At 70.8% G+C, this 21,760-nt stretch carries 23 protein-coding genes and 1 riboswitch; of the genes, 11 read left to right on the top strand and 12 right to left on the bottom strand.

The genetic code is table 11. The annotated features are described in order from the left end of the window. Positions 1–66: 66 nt before the first annotated feature. The 3 genes from LJ657_RS24920 to LJ657_RS24930 all read right to left on the bottom strand — a co-directional run bounded on the left by LJ657_RS24920 (position 67) and on the right by LJ657_RS24930 (position 4,457). Positions 67–1,746 (bottom strand): hypothetical protein, encoded by a 1,680-nt coding sequence (locus tag LJ657_RS24920; RefSeq protein WP_232650974.1) that lies wholly within the window; start codon positions 1,744–1,746, stop codon positions 67–69. Next, entirely contained in the window at positions 1,746–3,170 is a 1,425-nt protein-coding gene (locus LJ657_RS24925; RefSeq protein WP_232650975.1) for a site-specific integrase, read from the bottom strand. The genes LJ657_RS24920 and LJ657_RS24925 overlap by 1 nt, the downstream gene beginning before the upstream one ends. A 111-nt stretch (positions 3,171–3,281) precedes the next feature. Further along, a complete protein-coding gene (locus tag LJ657_RS24930; protein WP_232650976.1) occupies positions 3,282–4,457 on the bottom strand; it encodes a sensor histidine kinase in 1,176 nt (391 codons plus the stop codon). A gap of 62 nt (positions 4,458–4,519) precedes the next feature. Here LJ657_RS24930 and LJ657_RS24935 point away from each other — a divergent pair, with 62 nt between their 5' ends. Beyond that, complete coding sequence (locus tag LJ657_RS24935) at positions 4,520–4,888, top strand: DUF4333 domain-containing protein (RefSeq protein WP_232650977.1); 369 nt, start codon at positions 4,520–4,522, stop codon at positions 4,886–4,888. Positions 4,889–5,052: 164 nt separating this feature from the next. Then, the gene (locus LJ657_RS24940) at positions 5,053–5,916 is read left to right on the top strand and encodes an SCO2400 family protein (protein WP_232650978.1); all 864 of its coding nucleotides are present in this window, start codon (positions 5,053–5,055) and stop codon (positions 5,914–5,916) included. Positions 5,917–5,996: 80 nt separating this feature from the next. On the opposite strand, the gene LJ657_RS24945 is transcribed toward LJ657_RS24940, so the two are convergent. Next, positions 5,997–6,656: a DUF4328 domain-containing protein gene (locus LJ657_RS24945; RefSeq protein WP_372487964.1), complete on the bottom strand. Its 660-nt coding sequence runs from the start codon at positions 6,654–6,656 to the stop codon at positions 5,997–5,999. A gap of 61 nt (positions 6,657–6,717) precedes the next feature. Further along, positions 6,718–7,404 (bottom strand): TetR/AcrR family transcriptional regulator, encoded by a 687-nt coding sequence (locus LJ657_RS24950; protein WP_232650979.1) that lies wholly within the window; start codon positions 7,402–7,404, stop codon positions 6,718–6,720. 104 nt (positions 7,405–7,508) lie between these two features. Between LJ657_RS24950 and LJ657_RS24955 the strand changes: the two genes are divergently transcribed. The 4 genes from LJ657_RS24955 (at position 7,509) to LJ657_RS24970 (ending at position 11,281) form a co-directional block, all read left to right on the top strand. After that, a complete protein-coding gene (locus LJ657_RS24955; RefSeq protein WP_232650980.1) occupies positions 7,509–8,360 on the top strand; it encodes a patatin-like phospholipase family protein in 852 nt (283 codons plus the stop codon). A gap of 98 nt (positions 8,361–8,458) precedes the next feature. After that, on the top strand, positions 8,459–9,640 hold the full coding sequence (locus LJ657_RS24960) for a cytochrome P450 family protein (RefSeq protein WP_232650981.1): 1,182 nt from the start codon (positions 8,459–8,461) through the stop codon (positions 9,638–9,640). A gap of 167 nt (positions 9,641–9,807) precedes the next feature. After that, a complete protein-coding gene (locus tag LJ657_RS24965) occupies positions 9,808–11,130 on the top strand; it encodes an acyltransferase family protein (RefSeq protein WP_232650982.1) in 1,323 nt (440 codons plus the stop codon). Next, positions 11,123–11,281 carry a hypothetical protein gene (locus LJ657_RS24970; RefSeq protein ID WP_232650983.1) on the top strand — a complete coding sequence of 53 codons (159 nt, stop codon included), beginning with the start codon at positions 11,123–11,125 and terminating at the stop codon, positions 11,279–11,281. The genes LJ657_RS24965 and LJ657_RS24970 overlap by 8 nt, the downstream gene beginning before the upstream one ends. A gap of 19 nt (positions 11,282–11,300) precedes the next feature. Here the strand turns inward: LJ657_RS24970 and LJ657_RS24975 are convergent, their stop codons facing one another. Further along, entirely contained in the window at positions 11,301–11,972 is a 672-nt protein-coding gene (locus LJ657_RS24975; protein WP_232650984.1) for a nucleotidyl transferase AbiEii/AbiGii toxin family protein, read from the bottom strand. Between the two features lie 97 nt (positions 11,973–12,069). Here LJ657_RS24975 and LJ657_RS24980 point away from each other — a divergent pair, with 97 nt between their 5' ends. After that, positions 12,070–12,225 carry a hypothetical protein gene (locus LJ657_RS24980; protein WP_232650985.1) on the top strand — a complete coding sequence of 52 codons (156 nt, stop codon included), beginning with the start codon at positions 12,070–12,072 and terminating at the stop codon, positions 12,223–12,225. A 34-nt stretch (positions 12,226–12,259) separates the two neighbouring features. Here the strand turns inward: LJ657_RS24980 and LJ657_RS24985 are convergent, their stop codons facing one another. From LJ657_RS24985 to LJ657_RS24995, 3 genes are all read right to left on the bottom strand, one after another. Beyond that, complete coding sequence (locus tag LJ657_RS24985; protein ID WP_232650986.1) at positions 12,260–14,224, bottom strand: YncE family protein; 1,965 nt, start codon at positions 14,222–14,224, stop codon at positions 12,260–12,262. A gap of 203 nt (positions 14,225–14,427) precedes the next feature. Then, positions 14,428–14,817, bottom strand: coding sequence for a luciferase domain-containing protein (locus tag LJ657_RS24990; protein ID WP_232650987.1), 390 nt, complete (start codon positions 14,815–14,817; stop codon positions 14,428–14,430). Between the two features lie 186 nt (positions 14,818–15,003). Next, positions 15,004–15,300: a GrpB family protein gene (locus tag LJ657_RS24995; protein ID WP_232650988.1), complete on the bottom strand. Its 297-nt coding sequence runs from the start codon at positions 15,298–15,300 to the stop codon at positions 15,004–15,006. A gap of 339 nt (positions 15,301–15,639) precedes the next feature. Between LJ657_RS24995 and LJ657_RS25000 the strand changes: the two genes are divergently transcribed. Then, a complete protein-coding gene (locus LJ657_RS25000; RefSeq protein ID WP_232650989.1) occupies positions 15,640–16,008 on the top strand; it encodes a DUF6479 family protein in 369 nt (122 codons plus the stop codon). A gap of 12 nt (positions 16,009–16,020) precedes the next feature. On the opposite strand, the gene LJ657_RS25005 is transcribed toward LJ657_RS25000, so the two are convergent. Further along, complete coding sequence (locus tag LJ657_RS25005; RefSeq protein WP_232650990.1) at positions 16,021–16,704, bottom strand: DUF6445 family protein; 684 nt, start codon at positions 16,702–16,704, stop codon at positions 16,021–16,023. Positions 16,705–16,948: 244 nt separating this feature from the next. Between LJ657_RS25005 and LJ657_RS25010 the strand changes: the two genes are divergently transcribed. Then, positions 16,949–17,683 carry a DUF4142 domain-containing protein gene (locus tag LJ657_RS25010; RefSeq protein WP_232650991.1) on the top strand — a complete coding sequence of 245 codons (735 nt, stop codon included), beginning with the start codon at positions 16,949–16,951 and terminating at the stop codon, positions 17,681–17,683. 251 nt (positions 17,684–17,934) lie between these two features. Continuing rightward, positions 17,935–18,858 (top strand): LAETG motif-containing sortase-dependent surface protein, encoded by a 924-nt coding sequence (locus LJ657_RS25015; RefSeq protein ID WP_232650992.1) that lies wholly within the window; start codon positions 17,935–17,937, stop codon positions 18,856–18,858. A 108-nt stretch (positions 18,859–18,966) separates the two neighbouring features. On the opposite strand, the gene LJ657_RS25020 is transcribed toward LJ657_RS25015, so the two are convergent. Next, complete coding sequence (locus LJ657_RS25020; protein WP_232650993.1) at positions 18,967–19,326, bottom strand: ArsR/SmtB family transcription factor; 360 nt, start codon at positions 19,324–19,326, stop codon at positions 18,967–18,969. An 80-nt stretch (positions 19,327–19,406) separates the two neighbouring features. After that, positions 19,407–19,595: riboswitch (cobalamin riboswitch) on the top strand. A gap of 27 nt (positions 19,596–19,622) precedes the next feature. Here LJ657_RS25020 and nicT point away from each other — a divergent pair. Further along, complete coding sequence (gene nicT / locus LJ657_RS25025; protein WP_232650994.1) at positions 19,623–20,771, top strand: Nickel transporter NicT; 1,149 nt, start codon at positions 19,623–19,625, stop codon at positions 20,769–20,771. Here the strand turns inward: nicT and LJ657_RS25030 are convergent. Continuing rightward, a complete protein-coding gene (locus LJ657_RS25030) occupies positions 20,768–21,733 on the bottom strand; it encodes a nucleoside hydrolase (RefSeq protein ID WP_232650995.1) in 966 nt (321 codons plus the stop codon). The two genes, nicT and LJ657_RS25030, sit on opposite strands and share 4 nt — an antisense overlap. Positions 21,734–21,760: the final 27 nt, after the last annotated feature.

Raw genomic sequence — 21,760 nt, forward strand, 5'->3', positions numbered from 1 at the left:
TCCATCAGGCGGAGTAAGTCATGCTGGGACAAGGCCATCGCGTCACCTCTCACTCAACGAGCTTCGCTACTCGGAGAGTTGCGCGATGGCCGCCCCATGACCAGGGGCTATGCAGAGATCGCTACTACACCACTCGGCGGGACACCATCCCGCCGACAGGCGGCGGGCGTAAGGAGCGAAGACGGCGGCGAACTGCTCGCGCGGCATCTGGCGGAACTGCCGCGCGAAGAAGGCTTTCAGCCGCAGCAGATTCGGCAGGTGACGCGGGGCGAACAGCGCCAGCGGGCAGAGCAAGCAGACCCAGGGCCGGGCTGGACACGGCTGACCCTTCGGTCCGTGCAGGCCGGCGAAGTGGTCGGCGCAGGCCCCGCTGAACACGTCCCGCTCACCTGACAGCAGCTCGCCCAAGGCGCCCTCGGCCAGCCCGAGGCGGCCCGCTTCTTCCGGCAGCCCGGCGGCGCTGGCCGCCTCGTCGACGACCAGCGGCGTACTCGCGCGCCGCAGCAGATCGCTCTGCGCGTCCCGGGCGATCTCCTCGACCACCGCCTTCTGCGCCGGGGTCGCGGCCGACAGGTAGTGATCACCCTCGACCTGAGGCGAGTGGTTCGGATCGACCGTCGCCCGCAGGGACCACTGCCGCTGACCCCGCTGCGCGATGAACGTCGTCCGCAGACGCCGGCGGTCGATGCGCAACGGACCGCCGTCATCACCGCGCAGATCGTGGGCCTTGACCCACCCGCGCATCATGTACTCCTCGAAGGCCGCGCGGGCCAGCCTGCCTTGCCGCGTCACCAGCCACACATGCTCGGCCAGCTCAGCCGGGGCATGCCCGCGCAGCAGGGCGCTGTGCTGCAGCCACTGTTCCAACAGCCGCGACGCCCGCGGCGACAACACCAAGCTCTCGTCCGCCGTGCGGCCCTTGGTGTAGGACAGCAGCGTCGCCTGCCTCCCGGTCCAGCGGATCCCGGACACCTGCAGGCCGGTCAGCCCGTCCGGGACGATGCCGGTCCAGGCCGCCAGCAGCAGCATGTAGGGAATCGCGTCCTTGTGGGACGGGAACAGCGCCGCCCTGGCTCGCTCGATGCCCCGGTGCCGCCCGGTGAACGTCCTCGGCGTCAAGCCCAGGTGAGCGGCGACCTCCGTCCGCGTCACCGGGCCCATCCGCAGCATCAGCCAGGCCCCGTTCACCTCGCTCCAGCCGCCGACTGCCGGGTCCTGCCCGCCCTCGGCGAGGGCGATCATCGCCCGCTGTGCCTCCCCCAGGCGGCGTACCTCCTGCTTGCAGAGGTCGATCAGTCGGTTCCACTCAGCCGGCGCGTATGGCGGAAGCGGTCCGTTGAGGGTGGGGCGCGTGTAGTTCTTGCCGAACACCATCTGCCGCACCGGTTCCGGCAGCACCTGATGCCGGGTGTCGAAGGCCCGCAGGATCGTGCGGGTGCGGTATTCGATCAGGTAGTGCGAGCGCAGCCAGAACGCCCCGAGCACGGCTCGGGTCAGCTCGGCCGCCGAACCGGTGAAGCCGTCGTCGGCCAGTTCACGGACCATCCGGCGCAGGGTGTAGGTGAAGCTCTTCACCGTGGTCAGCTTGGCGAGCGGACCGTGGGGATGGATCGAGGCGGCAAGGCCCTCGGTCAGATCGGCCGCCAGCTGCGGGTTGGGCAGGTCACCGATGACGATGACCGTTGACGCCTCGCCGGGCAGGGACAGCTTCAGCGCGAGCGGATCGCGCAGGACTTCGGCCGGCATCAGAACTCCTCGGCGAACTCGGCGTCGGCCTCGGCGAGCGCCGCCGCATTGATGACCGCGCGGGTCCTTTCCCAGGCCGCGCGGTAGATCCGGTGGACATCCAGGCGCTTGAGGTAGACCTCCGTGGTGACCACGCTGGAGTGCCCCAGCAGGTCCCGCAGGATCAGCAGCGGATCGGCTTTCAGCAGGTAGAGCGCGAGCCCGGATGAATCTCCGGTCGCCGCGGTGAGCTGGGCGGCCTGCCGATAGTGGCCCTCCACTAGCTTCTCCAGGGTGGCCATGGCGAAGGTGTGCCGGCACCGGTGCGGCGCGACATCGGGGAACCGCGGCTCAAAGCGCTCACGGATCCGGCGGGCCGTGCGACGAAACAGCGTGCCCCAGTCCACAAACGGCCGACCGTCGTAGCTCAGCGCCAGCAGCAGCGAGCCGCCCTGCGGACCGACCAGCCGCAGCCGTTCCTCCGGCCGAAGCGCCGCCCAGCGCGTGCGCCGGCCGTTGACCCGGCCGCCGTAGAAGTCCGCCTCCTCCACCACCAGCGGCCTCCTCGGTCGCCACGGCCCTTGCGACATCTCCCTGTCCAGGGCGATGTAGGAGTGCACCGCCGCCAGCGAGGAGTAGTCGATCCACGTCGTGCGGAACTTCCGCCCCTTGGCCGCCAACTCCGGGACCACCCACGGGATCGGCACCTCGGTCGGCTCAGCGGGCAGCGGCGGAACCTCATGAACCAGCAAGTGGGTGAACTCCCGGCTCCGCATCCCGGTGCCCAGCACCAGGCCGCCCATCGCCGCGTTCCGGCCCGGGAACCGGCCGCGGAACGTCGCGTCCTCCAGCCCATCCGGGCCCAGCCCAGCCAGGCCGTAGACGAACAGACCGGCGAAGTCCGACTCCAGGTACTGCACCTTCACGTGCGGCTTCGGCCGCCGCAGCCGGGCCCGGTTGTGCCGGGTCTCCATCAGCTGGCCCTGCACCATCCGCTTGCCGGTGGCCACCGTGAACGGCACCGCCGCGGCCAGGCCCTCACTCTCCGCCCAGCCATAGAACCGGCTCAGCGCCGTGACCTGCAACTCCCATGACGAGAACTCCAGCCGCTCGTCCAACGGCCCTGACAGCCGACGATCGGCGTACGTACCGAGCGCGGCCACCAGCTCCTGCCGCGTACCGAACACCGCGACACGGTGACGGCGCAGATGCGTAAGCCAGTCCCGGGCCGCCAGCGCGTACGCCCGCCAGGAATTCGGCGACGGCGCCCCGCTCGACGGCAGCGTACGAAGCCAGGAATTCACCGCCCGCGTCGCCCGCGGACCGCCCTCGTCCTCGAACAGGAAGTCGTCGTCGAACAGCACCGGCATCCGCTCAGGGATCAACGGCTCGCCATCGAGCCCCCAGGACTGCCAGCCCTCGGCAGAGAAGAAGTGAACCAACACGCGCCGGGACGGTAGGCCCGCGACACGACCCTCATCAACTGCTAACCCCATGACTGATCAACGGGAGTTGAGGAATGTGAGACACGGCAAGAAAGCAGCGACAAACAGGGCTCAGCACGGGAACCGCGCCCGCACCTCCCACCCGTGACCGGCCGCCGCCCGCGGGCCTGTGTGGAGTTCGCCGCCCAGCGCGGTGACGCGTTCACGCAGGCCCACGAGGCCGAAGCCGCCGCCGTGGGCCGCGGCGGGGAGCTGGGTGCCGCCGCGGCCGTCGTCGGACACCGTCACCGAAAGCCCTGAGCCGTCGTGTTCCAGGACGACGGTGACCTCCGTGGCGTCGGCCGCGTGGCGCCGTACGTTCGTCAGGGCCTCCTGGACGACGCGGAAGGCCGCCGCCTGCACCTCGTGCGGGAGGTCGTCGGCGGCGGCGGGGTCGCGGTGCAGGGTGACCTTCTGGGCCGGGCTCGCGAAACCGTCCGTCAGCTCGGCGATGCCCGCGAGGTCGCCGACCGGGCGGCGGTCGGCCCCCTCGCCCGCGTCGCGCAGGACGCCGACCGTGCGGCGCATGGAGGCGAGCGCCTCCGTGGCGGCACGCTCGATGCCCGCGAGGACGGGATCCAGTTCCCGCGGCCGGGTGTCCGCCATCATGCGGGCCATCTGGGTCTGGACGAGGATGCCGGTCACATGGTGGGCCACGAAGTCGTGCAGGTCGGCGGCGATGGCCAGCCGCTCCTCCCGGCGGGTGTCGGCCACGGCGACCGTACGGCGGTAGTCGAGCGCGCGCAGATAGGCCGCGAGGCCACCGACCAGGCCGGCCAGGATCAGGCCGACCAGGACGTAGCCCTGCGCCTCGTCGGCCGACCACAGCGTCCGGAAGTACCTGAGCGGCGTCAGGAGCAGGGCGCCCGCGTCCAGCGCCGCGCACGCCACCGCCCAGCGCGGCGGGCAGTGCCGTACCGCGACGAACAGCAGACACAGCAGCACGGCGAGTTCGCCGGGGCCGAAGGGTGCGTCCCGGTGCCGTAGGAACGAAGCCGCCGTATAGAGGAGGGAGACGACCGCGGGTACGGCGGTGCGGAGCTGCGGGGTGAGCCGGGCGGGGCGGCGCGCGGGCGGCCACAGTACGGCGGTCAGGCCGATCGCCAGGACGACGGCCGGACGCCACAAGGGGTAGCCCACGTCGCTCGCGATCAGCAGGTCGACGGCCGACAGCGCGAGCAGCGCACCGACGGCGGCGCCCCGGGCGACGCCGCGCGACCACGCCACCGCGTCCGAAAGCTGCACCATGCGGATCACGGTATGCGCCCGTGCGGCCGATTCCGACTGTTCGTGGCTGATACGTTCCCGTCATGCCGGACAGCAGGTTCCTCGTCGGCGTCGTCGGCGGCGCGGCCGTCGTGCTCCTCGTCGGGGGTCTCGGCACCCGTCTGATCTCCCGCACCGAGTCGACCACCCGGCTGGACCGGTACGACACGGTCGTCGTGGACGGCCACAAGGCGCTCGCGCCGAACATCGTCGCCGGGCGCACGCAGAGCCTGTACCACCCGCTGCCCTGGGTCGGTGTGAAGGTCCATGTGTCCTGCCCTGCCGGGCTGAAGGCGGTCGCCGGCACCACCATCACCTGCACCGGCCGCAAGGACGACGGCAGCACCCTCGACATCCCGGTGAGTGTGATCAGTGCCACGGACTCGCGCATCACGTGGAAGTTCCGGCGCTGACCTGGTCGTTCGACCGCGGTGTGCAAGACGTGCAGAGAATCCGCGCAGGAGAAGCACACAGGCGTTACACGGTCTTTCGAAACCCTCGTTACCGTTGCAGCCCGTTCGAACTCCCATGCATCTTTTGATGCATCTCCCCGTGCGAAGGGTCAGGAAGACAGCGGATGGACTACTGCTCCTCATGCCGCCGGCACCTCAACGGCGCCCTGGTGTGCCCTGGTTGCGGTGCCTACGCCCCCGACATCGCACCGGTGACCTCCCACGGCCGCCCCGCCCCGGCGCCCGCCGCGACGGCGATGTGGCCGGAGGCGGAAGAGCCCCCGGGGACCGACGCATACGGTGACGTCGACAGTGGCGCGGGGGCCGCGATACCCCTGTCGGAGGGGCGGGCCGCCCGGCGCAGGCAGCGGGCCCGCTGGAAGAAGAACCAGCGCAAGGCCGTGGTCGCAACCGCCGTGGCGCTCGTCGGCGGCGGCATGACGCTCGCCTCGATGGACCGCGGTTCCGGCCACCGCGCCGAGGCGTCGACGGCGACGGACCTGTCGAGCATGGGCTCCGAGGACGGGTCCGCCGCCCAGAACGTCCAGCTCCCGCCGGCCGGCACGGGCAAGCACCGCAAGCCCGACGCCACGACCGACCACTCCGCCACGGCCGGCAAGGCCCAGCAGCGGTCCGGGGCCACCGCGTCACACACCGATTCGGCGCGGACGCAGCCGTACGCCCCCGCCGCGCACTCGACGCCGGCGACGAAGCCCGCACAGCAGGGCTCCGTGGTCACCGTGAACACCCCCTCGGTCGACACGACTCCCGTCACCGGCGGCACGACGGCGACCCAGTCCCCCTCGACGACGTCCCCGGGCAGCACGGGTTCGGGGACGACGAGCACCTCGGGCTCTTCGGGCTCGTCGAGTGGCTCTTCGGGCACCTCGGGATCCACCAGCACTTCGGGAACGTCCCAGTCGGGCAGCACGTCGACGGCGACCTCCCCGTCGGGGATCTGCGTCCTCGGGCTGCTCTGCGTCAGCTGACCCGACCGGCCCGTCCGACCTTCACGCGCTCACCTTGACCCTGGCCTCGTCGGCCAGGGTCGACTGGTGTGGTTCTCAGGTCAGTTCATGCGCCGTTCCTGTACGGCGGTGACGGCGCGGACGAGGAAGATACCGGCCACGGCCGCGGCGATGACCGCCGCGTCGGACGCCAGGAGCTGCCACACGTCCGTGTAGGCACGGGCGATGATCTCGTCGGTGGAGTCGGCGTAGGTGAGGCCGACTCCGGTGAGCATGCTGATCAGCCACATCCCCCACCACACGTTCAGGGAGAGGGGCAGCGGCTCGCCGGGGGCGCTGGACCGGTAGGCGTCCGCGATGATGCCGCGGGGGAACCAGAAGTTGACGACGGGCACCACCCAGCCGAGGTAGACCCACAGCCCGGCGTAGCGCGGCCTGGCGCCGGACAGCTCGCGCCCGTTGTGCCGGACACGGCCCATCCACACCAGGAACGCGATCGCGCAGACGGCCGCGGCGAAGCCCGACGCCGAGCTGACGAGGTGGTACGAGTCCTCCAGCGAGGTCAGCGGACGGTGGTTCCCCTCGCCCTGGTCAGGCAGCCCGGACGCGGGCTCCCCCGCCGTCGCGAGCCGGATCTGCCATACGGCCCGCATCGCCCATCCGAGGCCGGCGAGGGCGAGCGTGGTCATGGTGGCGATGCCTGCCGCACGCACCGGGTCGAGGGCGGGAGCAGCTGTGGGGGGTGTTATGTGGTCGTTCACCGGGGCATCCTCGCCGACGACGGGCGACGGCCGCCACAGCGACATGCCCGGCAGCGGACCTTCACTCGCCCCCCACTTCCCGCGCGGGTGCACGGTGCGGTCCCAGTTCCCGTAGCGCGTCGGCGAGTTGGGTGGCCGTGAGGGTGGGTCCGGGAAGGGACGTCGGTGCCGGGCGCAGGCCGTCGAGGAGCAGGGCGAGGGGGCGGCGCCAGGTGTCCGGCGCGGTCGCGGCGGTCAGGGCCGGGACGGCGCGCCCCAGCGCGGCCAGGGCGAACAGGACGTCCTCCGTGGTGACGTCCGCGCGGATCGCGCCCTCCTCGCGCCCGCGCGCCAGCAGCAGTTCCAGCGTCTCCCGGTTGTGTGCGTGCACGTCGTCCAGTGCCGCGATGCCCTGGATGCGGGTGGTCATCAGGTCGTTGGTGCCACGGTCGGCGGCCAGGGTACGGAAGACGGCCCGCAGGTAGGTGTCGAGGCCGGTCCAGGCGTCGGGGGCCGTCCGGGCCAGCTCGCCCGCGGCGACCGTCTCGCCGAGCTGGTCGCGGAAGACGGCGTCGACGAGGGCGGCCCGGGTGGGGAAGTGCCGGTAGAGCGTCGCGTTGCCGACGCCTGCCCGGCGGGCGATCACGTCCAGCGGCGCCTGCAGCCCCTGCTCGGTGAAGACCTCGTGGGCCGCGTCCACCAGGAGTTCGCGGTTGCGCCGCGCGTCGCGCCGCTGCGCGCCGGTTCCACGGCCTGCGCCGACGGTCATCATCACCCTCCGGACGAAGAAGTGGGGAGCACTCCCCGCTACTGATGTTATCGTCGGGAAGCGAAACGGGGAGCACTCCCCATTTCCTGTCCCGGGGGTGTGGCGTGAGTGGAAACGGAAGCGGTACGGCACTGGTGCTGGGCGGCGGAGGCCCCGTCGGAGGCGCGTGGCTGACCGGTGTGCTCGCCGGTCTCACGGACGCGGGTCTCGACCTCGACCGGGCCGACGTGGTCATCGGCACCTCGGCCGGCGCGATCTTCGGCTCCCGGCTGGCCTGCGGTCAGCCCCCGCGCGAGCTGTACGAGCGCCAGCTCTCCGGCGCCGACCGCATCGACCTGGACGTCACCGCCGCCCAGACGTTCCGTTTCCTCCGGGCCGCCCTGAGCTCCCGGAATCCGGAGCGCTCCATACGACGCCTCGGTCGCGCCGCCCTCGCCGCCCGCACCCCGCCCGCGGCCGAAATGCGTGACGCCGTGAGGGAGTTGCTGCGCGGGGCGACGGACTGGCCCGCGCGGGCGTTGCGGATCGCCGCGGTCGACGCCGTGACCGGGGAGGTGGCGGCCTTCGACGCGGACGCGAAGGTGGGGCTCGTCGACGCGGTGGCCGCCAGCTGCGCCGTCCCGCTGGTCTGGCCGCCGCTCGCACTGGACGGCCGCCACTGGCTGGACGGCGGCAGCCGCTCCACGGCCAACCTCCAACTGGCCCGCGGATACCGGCGGGTGCTGGCCGTCGCCCCGATCCCGAACGCGGTCGGCCCCCACCCGAGCGCGCCACAGCAGGCAGCAGGGCTCACCGCCGACGGGGCCGCCGTATCCCTGCTCTGCCCTGACCGCGACGCACGCCGGGCGATGGGCCGGAACATGACGGCGAACGCGCGCGTGCCTGACGCGGCGCGCGCGGGACACGCCCAGGCGACGGCGCTCGCGGAGTCGGTCGCAAAGGTGTGGCAGGCGTGACCGCCGCTCAGGAGAGGCATCACTTTCCCTCATCACTTTCCCTCATCGCCTTTCCTCATCACCTTTCCTCATCACCTTTCCTCAGGAAAGAGAACGCCATGACCGCCCCCACCCTGAAGCAACTGGCCCCCGGCGGACATGACTTGGCGACCGATCCGTATCCCGTCTACGCGGCCCTGCGCACCAAGGGCCCCGTCCACCGTGTCCTCGTCCCCGGCAGCGGGGAGTGCTGGCTGGTCGTGACGCGGGACGCGGCCCGGGCGGCGCTCACCGACCCCCGCCTGCGCAACGACATCCGGTACTCCTCCTCCTGGCAGACCGACGGCGGCCACGCCGTCGGCCGCAACATGCTCCAGAGCGACCCGCCCGAGCACACCCGCCTGCGCCGACTGGTGTCGGGGCACTTCACGCCCGGCCGGATCGCCGCGCTACGACCGGGAATCGAGGAGGTCGCGGCCGAACTGCTCACGGCACTGCCCCGGCAGGGCACCGCAGACCTGGTGAGCCGGTACGCCCTGCCGCTGCCCGTCGCCGTGATCTGCGACCTGCTGGGCGTCCCGGCGGCCGACCGGGCCGTCTTCCACACCTGGTCGAACGAACTGGTGATGCCGACGTCCCCGGAGGCGGCGGCCACGGCTAGCGCCGAACTGACCGCCTGCCTCACCCACCTGACCACCCGGAAAGCCACCGCCCCGGACGACACCCTGCTGAGCGACCTCGCCGCTGCCGGGTCCGGCCTCGGCACCGAGGAGCTCCTCGGCATGGCCTTCCTGCTCCTGGTCGCGGGCCACGAGACGACGGTCGACCTGATCTCGGGGACGGTGCACGCCCTGCTCGCCCACCCCGCCCAACTCGCGCTGCTGCACTCGGACCTGTCCCTGACCTCCGCCGCCGTGGAGGAGTCGCTGCGCTACAACTCCCCCGTCCACGCGACGGCGTTCCGTTTCGCCGCCGAGCCCCTGGACCTCGCGGGCACCCACATCGCCGCCGGCGACGCCGTGCAGGTCTCTCTTGCCGCGGCCTCCCGCGACCCCCTCCACTTCCCCGACCCCGACCGCTTCGACCTCACCCGCCGCCCACAGGGCCACCTGGGCTTCGGCCATGGCCTCCACCACTGCCTCGGGGCCCCGCTGGCCCGAGCGGAGGCCACGATCGCCCTGCGGCTGCTCATAGGGGACTGCCGGGGGATGGCATTCGCCGGGGACCCGGCAGGGCTGACCTGGCGGAGCGGAACCCTGCTGCGGGGCCTGGCCGAACTGCCGGTTTCCTTCGGCCAGTGAGAAGCAGCTGAACCTCCTGGCTCCAGGCAACGTACGAGTCACTGGGTGGCGCCGTCCCGGGCCATTGAAAAGATCACCATTGGTGACTACGTGTTCAGCACGGCGCCGAGAGGAAGGGCCGAACGATTTTATCGGAATCAAGCCGTCCCGAGAGCAGGAATGCCGATGTGCCGGGCCTTGACGGGCTCCGCGGTCTGGCCGCGCTGTACGTAGTCCTGTTTCACTGCTGGCTGCTGAGCTTTCCAGGGTTTCCCGAAAACTCGGGCCCGTCCTGGCTGGGCTGGCTGATGTACGGGCGTCTCGCCGTCGTCTTCTTTCTCGTACTGTCCGGTTTCTCGCTGGCCCTCTCGCCGGCACGCAACGGCTGGCATCAAGGTGGCGTCGCCCGGTTTCTGCGACGGCGTGCTCGGAGGATCCTTCCGCCCTACTGGGCAGCGCTCGTACTGAGCGTGGCGGTCGCCTTCTTCGTGGTGCGTGCCTCACACCACGGGCCGCCGAACGCCAGAACAGTCGTCGTGTACGGCCTGCTGCTCCAGGATGCGTTCACGGCTCGCACGCCCAACGGCGCGTTCTGGTCGATCGCCGTGGAGGCGGAGCTCTATCTCCTCTTCCCATTGCTGCTCTTCGTGCGCCGTCGGCTGGGGGCGGCGGTCCTGGTCACCGGCGTGACACTGCTGGCGGTCGGGCGCGGCCTGCTGGCGGGCCACGCATCTCCGGTTGAAGGCGACAACTGGCTGGCCCCCGATCTCGCGCCCGTATTCGTCGCCGGCCTGGTCGGCGCGGGGATCATCGTTGCGCGAGAGAAGGTCCGGCGTCTTCCCTGGCATTGGCTCGCCGCCTTCTCCGCCCTGCCGGTGATGTCACTCATTTCCGTCAGGGGTTCGTCCTGGACCGTGAATCACTACTTCTGGGTGGATCTTGCCGTCGCACCCGCCATGACGATGTTCCTGGCGGCGGTCGCCACCGGGCGTCCCGTCTTCCTGATGAGGCTGCTCACCACAGCCCCCATGCGCAGCCTCGGCAACTCCTCATACAGCCTTTACCTCATCCACCTGCCGATCATCATGGTCATCGTCAGGAAAATCGCCCCGGACCACGCGTCGGCCGGATTACCTACATTCTGGTTCACGACAATTCTGGGACTGCCCGCTTCGATCGTCTCGGCATGGCTGTTCTCGGAAGTTTTCGAGGTTCCTTTCAAGCGAAACCGATCCAATGGTTCCCGTATTGATCCTTTGAGCGGAGGGGTGTGCGGCGTTGCGCGCCGGGTATCGCAGGGGCATGCGGGCATGGGGAGAAGCCGTATGGACGGGGCCCCGGTGGGAGACCTTTCTGCGGGGCGTGGTGAAGCGGGCGCCGGCCAGAGAAGAGCCGCGGCCACGGTGGCTGCCGCGGCACCTGCTGACTGTGGTGTCGGCCGATGTCGGCACCACCGCCGGCGTCGGGGCGATCTGGATCATGTGGCGTCCGAGGTCACCAAGGATGCGTGAGCATATCGAGCTCATCGAGCGGTACGGCGAGCAGTGGCGGTGGGTGGGAGGCGGCAGCGGCTCTGGAGACGGTCCCGTCGACGTCGCTGGCATGGGCCCCCATGACGGCCTGGACACCCATACCTGGGCACGGCTGAGAGAAGAGTTGTAGCCGGCCTGCTTCCGGGAGCTCACTCGTCTTCCGGCGGCTCCCCTTCCAGGAGCCGTTCCGCGATGTCGTCCGCCCACGTCTGTGCCCACTGGCGGAGTCCGGTGATGGCGTCCGCGTCGAGCCCGCAGGCGGCGAACTCGCTGTCGCCGAGCCAGTCCGTGCCGGTCAGACGCGTCTGGAGGTCGGAGAGGTCGAAGGTGTCCCGGGCGTGGCGGCGGCCCAGTTCTTCGAGTTCGGGGTGGGTCCAGCGGTCCGCGGCGGCTCGGACGTCGATCAGGTCGCGCGGGAGGCCACGATCGGCCAGGGCCCAGACCTTGGTGCCGACGACGTCCTCGAGAGAGAGGGCCAGGCCGTACTCGGTCCGCACGGGCGGCCGCCACATGACCTCCTTGAGCACGTCCACCTCGCACTCGTCGCCGCTGTCCGGGTCGGAGACGATCAGCTGAGCGGAGAGCGGATCCGTCTCCAACGCCCGCACCCGCCAGCCCCGTTCCTCCAGCCCTGCCCGCACGACGGTCCTGATCCGCTCCATGTCCTCGGGATGCTCCGTGGCGACTTCCAGGACCTGGCTGAGGTGGTCGACCAGTCCGTGCGCCTGCACGGCGCAGTCCCCGGTGAGGACGAGCGGGTAGGGAGTGCCCACGGCGAGCACATCGGTCAGGAGCCGGCTCTGCAGGTCGGTCAGATTCACGCCACGGCCCGGGGGTTGGTGGAATGCGGTGCGGCCATGTCCCGATTATTGCTGGTGAGCGCCGTCACAGACGCGATCGACGGAAGGATCGGGCAGCGTGTTGTCGCTGGGGTGCTCCCCATGCGATGGGGGGATCGTCCGGTATGGGTCCGGTGCGTGGCGGGAGCGAGCCGGGCTGCTGCCCATCACCGCGTTCGGCGTCCTCGTCGTGCTCACCGCGCTGCCGCTGCGCCGAGGACTCGGCGCCGGGTGACGGGCGTGGCCGCCCACCCGGCGCCGCTGATCGACTAGTTGGAGAAGTACAGGTACTTCCAGTCGCTGTACGTGTTCGAGTTGACGTTGTCGCCCGACGAGTTGTTGATGTACGCCGCGCGGACGCGGGCCTTGACGCCGGACCGGCCCGGGGCGCCCATGTTCACGGTCGACCTGCCGTTCGTGGCGAGGGAGAAGTACTGGGGGCTGCCGTCGGTCGCGTACCACTTGCCGTTGTAGTAGACCTCGAGTTCGAGGCGCTGCTTGCGGCCCGGGTAGTACGTCATGGTCGTCGTGACGACCGGCGAGGTGCTCTTGTGGAACCAGTAGTACGACTGCGAGCCGATCGCGGCCTTCTTGTAGTTCTTGGTGACGGCCGTGGAGACCTTCACCCTGGCGTACCCCGTGGCCTTGACCGTCTTGGGTGCGTAGCGGGCGTCGCCCTTGAAGACCGCGGTGACGTCGGTGTCGCGGGTCATGTCGACGACGGCGGAGATGTTGCCGCTGGAGTTGACCGTGCCCGTCTTCAGCAGCTTGTTGGGCTTGTCGCCGCCGTAGGGGTTGGCCCAGATCTCGACCGTGCGGTTCCTGTACGTCGCACCGAGGTGGGCGGTGAACGTCACGTCGGCGCCGTACGAGTACAGCTTGCCGTTGTTGTTCAGGCTCAGCGTGGTCGCGGTGCGGGACACGGCGACCTTGTCGCTCGCGCTGACCGCCGAGTGAACGTCGTCGCCCGCGTACGACACCTTGTAGGTGACCGTGCCGCCGGCGGGCGGGGTGTCGGAGAAGGAGTACGTGCCGTCCGCGTTCACCGTGACGGCGGGCAGCGTCTTGCCGTTCGGGGAGTCCAGGTCGGTGCGGGTGACCTGGAGCCTCACGCCGGTCGGCAGCGGGTACGACGCCGAGAGCTTGCCGGTGACGGTGAGCTTCTTGGCGCGGGGCGCCGTCGACGGGGCGTTGACCGTGAGGGTCGGGTTGTTCTTCGTCGGGTCGGTGAGCACCTTGAGGGTGTAGCCGCCGTTCCCCGCGTCCGTGCCGACGAGCGCGAAGAGCCTGGAGGTGTCCGGGGCCCAGGCCAGGCCGGCCGTGCGCTGCGTGCCCATGTCGTAGGTGTGCAGCGCCTTGGTGGCGTTCGGCCGGTACGTGAGGATCCTGCCGCCGGCGACCTGGGCGACCAGGCCGTCGCGGGCGACGTCGGCGAGCTGCCCGGCCGGGTAGGCGCCGGCCTTGCTGAACTTGCCGTCCGCGTACGCGTCCCGGTCCGTGCCGTTGACCAGCACCTCGTCGGTGCCGGCGGCCAGGTCGATGTCGCCGATGCCGCTGTTCAGCGTGTAGTCGCCGAAGTACCAGGCGGTGAGCTTGGGCGTGCCGCTCGACACGTCGACCACGGCCATCGAGTCCGTGGAGACACCGCTCTGCCCGATGGCCAGGACGCCCGGCCGCAGCGGGTCGGTGTCCAGCAGCGCCTGGCCCCACAGGCCGGGCGAGGTGCCCTCGGTCGGGAACTGCGCCATCGTCACGGGGTTGGTGCCGCTCGCCGGATCCACCGTCGGATCGACCGAGCCCAGGTCGCCGTCCCACTGGTCGCCGTAGGTGAACCACACCTTGCCGCTGCTGAAGGCGACATGGCGCGGGCCGTAGTCGGTGGCGACGGCGTAGCGGGCCTTGACGTCGAGGGTGGCCGCGTCGATGGCCACGATCTCGTGGGAGCCGGGCGCGGCCGCGTACACGGTGGCCCCGTCGTCCGAGACGGCGATGTCGCTGACGCCGGTGATGCCGCTCACCGAACCGAGGACGGCGCCGGAGTAGTCGGTGGCCGCGACGATCCCGGTGGCGTTGTCGCCGACGAACACCCGCTTCACGGCGTCGTCCGCGACGAAGCCGCCGGGCGCGGTGACATGCGCGGTGGTGGCCGCCGAGGCGGTGCCGGCCGCGACGACGCTCAGCGCCGCCGAGCTGAAGAGGACCGCAAGCGCTGTCACGGTCGAGATGCTGCGCATACGCACAGTGCTGTAACCCCCACAGGAAACCCGGTGTGTGACCGGGGAGATGAGTGCGCCGCGCAGCACCCGGGACATGACCGCTCTACGGCGGTGACGCGCGGGGCGCGGCTGCTGGGAGCAGCGTATGGCATGCCTGTGACAGTTGTGGAGAGGGTTTCCGGTGTGCGGACGTCCGGTGCGTGCTGCCGGGATTCGCGCGCTCAGCCTTCGTCGGCGTCGTCGCGAGACAGCACCGTCACGCGGTGGAAGTTGCACACGGCCGACGCCGGGTGTTCCGGGGGGACGGAATGGGCCTTGAGGGCGACGCTGACCAGGCTGAGCAGCAGGTCGACGTCGGTGTCGCAGTCGAGATGGACGGTGACCCAGCGGGAGCCCGGCACCAGACGGATGGCGGTCGACTCCGCGAAGTCGTGGTGCAGCCGCTGGATCGCCCGGGTGGTGAGGTGCAGGTCCACGTCCCGGTCGGAGTGGAAGTGCACGATCTCGTCACGCGCCGAGCGCAGCGCGCGGCCCGTGCCGCAGCCGGCCTCGCACGGGCTGAGGTCGGGCCACGCGGCCAGCTGGTCCATGGCTCTCTGGGCCGGTGTCATGTGCCCATGGTGCGGCGCTCACCGCACGGACACCAGGGCTTGAGCGATCCGTAACCAGCGGGAGACCCAGCGTCTGTCCGGCGCATCAGTTCGGCGTCGCGGGCCTGGCACGCACCAGACCCCGCTCGGGGCGGCCACAAGGCGCGGTTCCTTGTAGCCGACCTGATCCGCCGGACAGGCCCTGGCTCACTTCGGCCCCTTTTCCCACACGGGTGCCGGTGGCGGGCCGCGCTCCGCGCGGGCCCGGTCGGTCAGCTCCTGCACCAGGGCCGTCTTCGCACGCGAGTGGTCCCGGGCCGGGGTGCCGGCTGCCACGAGGGCCCGTTCGAGTTCGGCGTACCGGGCCGCCTCCTCGGGGCGGGCGCGCAGGTGGTCCCTCAGGACGCGCTGGTTGCGGGTGGGCCGGCCGTCCTCCGTCACCACGTGCAGGATGTGGCTGCGGACGCCGGCGTCGGCGCGGACGTACAGAAGCCGGTCCGTCATCCCGTTGTCGTGGGGGGCAGAAGCCCAGCACGGCGACGCCGGGCTCGTACGGGCCGACATCGGCGAGGTCCGGAACGGCCCCCAGGAGGCCGATGACGGGTTTGGCCGCGAGGCCCGGGACGGCGGCTGGAGACCGATGGACCGATGTGCTCCAGCGCGACGAACAGCCCGGGGGCCGCCGTGCGCAGCGCGTCCGCCAAGGCGGCAGCCCTGCGGGGCCAGCCGGGGTCGTGGTCGACCACGAGCACCGCATGCACCTGTACCCACCCCTGAAAGCGCCTCTGGCCTGCGAAAATACCGAACACTCCGCAATCGCCCCCTTTCAGCGATAATGGGGGCATGAGTACTGCGACGTTTGTTGTTGCGGCCACGTCGAGTGAGGTACTCAACGTGATCGCCGCCTTTGTCGGTGGCCTGATCATCGCTGGTGCCCTGATCTGGGCCGTGCAGTTCGGCATGAAGGTCCGGGACCGCGAACTGCCGCGGCCCAACCCGGACGAACAGCCCCATCTCCCCGACGGCGGTGCCGTCCGGGAGATGCGCGAGATGCGGGAACCGGACGAGGTACCGCACACGGAGGGCGGGGAACGGCTCATGCCCTACGAGCTCCACCCGTCCGGAACCAAGACCGGGCAGGACCAGCACCGCCGGCGCTGGCTGCCCGGCTCCAGCGGCTCCTTCGGAGGCGGCGGCCTGGGACGCCTCTGACGTCCCGGGGGCTCACGCCATCCAGAAGAACACCGCCGTCATCCGCTTCTCCTCCAGCGTCGTGCCGGAGTAGCCCGTGGCGCTGTGCACCAGGTTGGCGTTGTAGAGGAGCAGACGGTTGTACTTGTGCGGGACCCGCACGTCCTCCTCGAAGTGGTCCCCCGGGACGAAGCGCGTGCCCAGGGCCTCGACGAGGTTGTTGTGCGGGGCCTGCACGACGTTGCCGCCGAGCCGGCCGCCGGGCAGGGACTGGCGGTAGAAGGCGGTTCCGCAGTCCTTGCCGACACCGGGGTTGAGGTACAGCACCGCCGCGTAGCGGCACAGCGCCCGCGAGTCGGTGTGCGGGCGCGGTTCGCTCTCGCCCTCGCCGACCACCTGGATGCAGTTGTGGTTGAGGGTGCCGCCGCCGGGGGCCTCCTGCACCCACAGTTCCTTCGCGCCGGTCGACTTCTTCACCAGGCGTTCCACGCGCGCGAGTTCGGCGGGCTCCAGGCCCGGCATGGTGCGCAGGCCCGGCCAGGTCTCCGAGGTGTAGGGGTATCCCTTGACCCAGTCGTCCTTGGCGAGACAGCGCTCCCGTACGGCGTCCGCGTCGGGCAGGACGTCGTCGATGACCCAGTAGTCGCGGCCCTTGGTGGGCTTGCGGTAGGGCAGGACGGGAAGCGCTGTCGGGGCTTTCCGGGGCTGTGGGGGCATGGGGCGAATTTAGGTCCGGCGTTTGCCTGGTCTCTCCCGTGAAATGGTCAACATTCCGTCAACCAGCCGGGACCCACGGGCCGTTACCTGCCTCACACCCGCCGGTTTTTACCAAACCAAAAGGTTCCGCGCCGGAACCTCATCCGTACTCCCCTCTGTCGACCCCCCGCCGTCCACCGGCGGGACCCCCGACCGGGCAGGAGGCACGGTGCGCTTTTCGCGGAATGCGACGGGAACTCTCTTCGTGGGCGGGGCCTTGAGCCTGACCCTGGCCGCGCTCGCCTATCCCGCGATGCTCGGAGTCAACACGGTGTCCAGCGACGGATCGAGAATCATCGCGCAGACCCAGTGGGGGCCGCTGACGGAGGCCGACCGGGACTTCGTGGTCAAGGTGCGCGCGGCCGGGCTCTGGGAGTACCCCGTGGGTCAGATGGGCCTGAAGAAGGGGCAGAGCAAGGCGGTGATCACCGCGAGCAAGCACCTCATCGACGGACACGCCGCGCTGGACGCCAGCTGCCGCAAGATCAGCACGATGCTGAACATCACGATTCCCAACGTGGCCAGCCCCCAGCAGGTCGGCTTCGTCAACACGCTCGCCGCCGACCAGGGCAAGCAGTTCGACACGGACTTCGCCAACATCCTGCGCGTGACGCACGGTTCGATCTTCAACACGATCGCGAAGATCCGCTCCACGACCAAGAACACCGTGGTGCGGGCGCTGGCCGACCAGGCCAACGCGACGGTCCTGGATCACATCACGGTCATGGAGCAGACCGGTCTGGTCAACTTCGACCAGGTCCTCTTCCAGGAGACGACCCCGCCGAAGCTGCCCGCCACGGACCTGACCCCGCCGCCCCCGGCCGCGGGCCAGCCGGAGATCGTCCTCACCCCGCCGGTGGACAGCACCACCCAGCCGCCGGTCCTGCCGGGCGAGTCGTCGACCGGCCAGGGCGCGAACCCGAGCCCGACCATAAGGTGACAGCCGGGCGGCTCCGGGGTTGTGGAGCCGCCTGTTCCATCTGTGGCGAAATTGTAATAGACGATTGAACTACCCGTCGGTTGTCGCAGGTTGACAGCGTTCCGCCAGGAGATCCACGATGTGATCGCACTGTGGCGCATGTGACCAATGGGCCCGGTGTTCCTCAGACCATTTCACCCCCGGTACGGCCGGGCGCGGCGTGCTGCCCTGCGCCGCCGCGCCGGGACCGCCCACGCCAGATGGGGATCCGCATGTCCATAGCCAGACGTGTCACCGCGCGCCGCCTCCTGGCGACGGGCGCCGTGTCGCTCACCCTCTGCGCCGCCACCGTCGGCGCGGCCTCGAGCGCCTGGGCCACCGGCACGCCCGGCGGTGACGGCTGGAAGCACGCCGACGGCTACCGGCCCGGCACCGGTGCCGGCACCAAGACGGAGACGGACCGCTGCCAGTTCTCCCTGGACGGCACCGACTTCTACGACTCGGTCAAGGTCGACGACCGGACGCTGAAGCCCACCGACGACGGCAAGGTCCACATCAAGGTCCGCGCGGCGGGCGACGCCACGACCTGCACGGCCTCCCTGGCCTCCTACCTCGCCCACGGCCCGTCCTTCGCCACCTCCGGCGAGCAGGTCTTCGTCGACTTCGACTCGGTGACGGTCAAGCAGGGCCAGACCGACTCCCTCGACATCGCGGTGCCGGACGCGGGCTGCTTCGCGCAGGTCGACCTCTACCGGGGCGCCGTGAAGTTCGACGGCAAGCTCGACGCCAAGGACGGCTTCGTCCACGGCGACCTGCCGGCCGGCCCCGACCACCCGGTCATCAAGGACAAGCTGATCGCGTCCTGGAACGGCGGCACCAAGGACTGCACGAGCACCGAGTCGCAGCCGCCGTCCACCCCGCCCGCCTCGACACCGGCATCCGGGCAGCCCTCGACCCCGGCCGCGGAGAGCTCCGCCCCGGCCCCGAGCGCCTCCGAGCCGACGCCGTCCGAGACCGACACCCCGGTCGCCTCCGCGTCGACCACCGTCCCCGCCGCACCGACCGGCGGCGGTGGCCTCGCGGAGACCGGCGGCGGCAGCGACTCCGGCATCATCGCCGGTGGCGCGGCGGCACTCCTGGCCGCGGGCGGTGCGATCGTCGTCGTGACCAGGCGCCGCCGTACGGCCCGCTCGTGATCCGCCCCCGCCGGACAGCGCGGCGGACACCCCGATAGCCACTCCCGATACGAACGCCCCGGAGACCCCCGCTCCGGGGCGTTCGTGCTGCCGGACCCGCGGTGCCGCTCAACCCCCGTCCGCGACACACTGCTTGAGCAGCAGCCGTACGTCGTCGTCGACCACCCGGTAGCGCACCACGCGTCCCTCCTTGTCGCCAGCCACCACCCCGGCCGCCCTGAGCAGCCGCAACGCCTGCGAGACGGCCGGGTCGTTCATGCCGGTCGCGATCGCCAGGTCGGACACGGCCAGCGGGCCGGTGCGGTGCAGGGCGAGCAGCAGGGCGAGCCGCTTGGGGTCGGCGAGCAGGGAGAAGCGGTCGGCCCAGGTGCGGACGTGCTCGGCGTCGCCGATGGCCTCGATGGCCTCGCACACCCGGTGGCCGTCGATCGTGCGGCGGTCTGCGCGGTCGGCCGGGACGAGATGCATACGGCCATCCTCGCAGGCGTCCGCATGTGATCTTCAATACCTGCGCAGGTATGCAGCTATGCAGGGGAGTGCCAACGGCCCTACGGTGGGCGGGCCGTGGTGTTCGGGAAGTCGGTGCCAAGCCGACGCGGCCCTCGCCACTGTGATCGGGGAGTTCGTCGCCCACGTCCCGCGAGGGACAGCCACTGGCCGCCGCGAGGCGGCTGGGAAGGCGGGCGGCGGACGTACGACCCGTAAGCCAGGAGACCGGCCACGGCAGCGCACGAAAAGATCCACGAGGTGCTGGAGCTGACCGCATGACCCTGCCCGGGACGTCCCTGCCCGAGAAGACCGAGCCCGCCTCCTTCCGCTGGCGGCGCGAGGACACCGTCAAGACGGCCGGCCTGATGGCGGTGATCGCCGCCCTGCACGTCGTCGCCTTCGGCATCCTCTTCCTCCTCGTCGTCCCGGGGCACTACGAGGTCGGCAACAACGCCTTCGGACTCGGCCTCGGCATCACGGCCTACACGCTCGGCATGCGGCACGCCTTCGACGCCGACCACATCGCCGCCATCGACAACACCACCCGCAAGCTGATGGCGGACGGCAAGCGTCCGGTATCGGTGGGGTTCTGGTTCGCGCTGGGGCACTCCAGCGTGGTGGTCGTGCTGGCGGCGATGATCGCGGGCGGCACCCGGCTCGCCGACAAGGTCATGAACGAGCACTCCCGCACCCACCAGGTGCTCGGCTTCATGGGTACGACGATCTCGGCCACGTTCCTCTATCTGGTCGCCGCGGTGAACCTGGTCGCCCTCGTCGGCATCCTGCGCGTCTTCCGGGCGATGCGGGCGGGGACGTACGACGAGAAGGAGCTCGAACAGCACCTGGACTCACGGGGGTTCATGAACCGGATCCTCGGCCGCCTGACCAGGTCCATCTCCCGCCCCGGCCAGATGTTCCCGCTCGGCTTCCTCTTCGGCCTGGGCTTCGACACGGCGACCGAGGTCACGCTGATGGTGATGGCGGGCTCCGGGGCCGCGGCCGGGCTGCCCTGGTACGCGATCCTCTGCCTGCCGCTGCTCTTCGCGGCCGGCATGAGCCTGTTCGACACGCTCGACGGCACCTTCATGAACTTCGCGTACCAGTGGGCTTTTTCGAACCCGGTGCGCAAGGTGTTCTACAACCTCACCATCACCGGGCTGTCCATCGCCGTGGCCTTCTTCATCGCCACGATGGAACTCTTCGGCCTCGACCTGGCCAACGTCGGCTACATCATCGTCGGCCTGTTCGTGGTGGTGTGGGTGGGGGCGGTGGGGTACTGGAAGGCGGCGAGGGTGGAGCAGCGGTGGGCGGCGCCCCAAAAGGGCGCGGAGCTGTCTCGATATGCGGCTCCGCCGCGGGGCGCGACCGGCCACGACGACACCGCAGCCGACAGACGACCCGTCGCGCCCCCGGCGGAGCGCTAACGCTCCACCGTCTCCAGGTACAGCTTCACGAAACGGTCCACGTCGACCTCCAACGCCACGTCCACCAGGGGCTGTTGGCGTACGCCCTGGTGGATCTCGGACTCTCCGGGGCGGGGGCGGCGGTCGACGATGGTCTGGCCGCGGGTCGGGCCCGGGGCCAGGGCGACCTCGACCGGGAGGAGACGGCTGGTGATGCCCGCCGGGTCGACGACCGTGCAGACCGCGCCCGCGTCGCCGAGGCCGCCGGCCTCCTCGGCCTCGGGGGCCTCGCCCTGGTGGGCCGGCCGGTGGGCGAGGAGTTCGCCGGCCAGCCGGGTGCCGGGCTCGGTGCTCGCGCGCAGCCGGTGCACATCGGCGCCGGGGACGACGACCTGGGTGAAGACGTCCAGGCCGTACATCGTGATCGGCACTCCGGCGGTGAGCAGGACGGCGGCCGCCTCCGGGTCGTGCCAGACGTTGAACTCGGCGACCGCCGTGGCGTTCCCGGTGGCCACCGCGCCGCCCATGAACACGATCCGCTCGATGTTGCGGGTGACCTCGGGGTGGGTGCGCAGCAGCAGGGCGATGTTCGTCAGGGGCGCGGTGGGGATGAGCGTGACCGGGCGCGGGGAGGCGAGGATCTCGCGGCGCAGCAGGGTGACCGCGTCCACGTCGGCGGGGGTGCGGGTGGGGGCGGGCAGGCCGAGGTCGCCCATGCCGTCGGCACCGTGCACATGCCGCGCCGAGCGCGCCGGCTCGATCAGCGGGCGCTCGGCGCCCCGGCCGACCGGGATGTCGGGGGCGCCGGCCTGCTCCAGCACGGTCAGGGTGTTGCGGACGACTCCGTCGACGTCCGTGTTCCCGGCGACGCAGGTGACCGCGCGCAGGTCGATCCCCGGGTGGCGTACGGCGAACAGCAGGGCCAGGGCGTCGTCGACACCCGTGTCGCAGTCGATGATCACCGGTATGGGCTGACCGTTCACGGCCGGGCTCCTCTCGCTACGACACGA

The organism is Streptomyces guryensis, from assembly GCF_021261325.1.
In the GTDB taxonomy this organism is placed as follows: Bacteria; Actinomycetota; Actinomycetes; order Streptomycetales; family Streptomycetaceae; genus Streptomyces; species Streptomyces guryensis.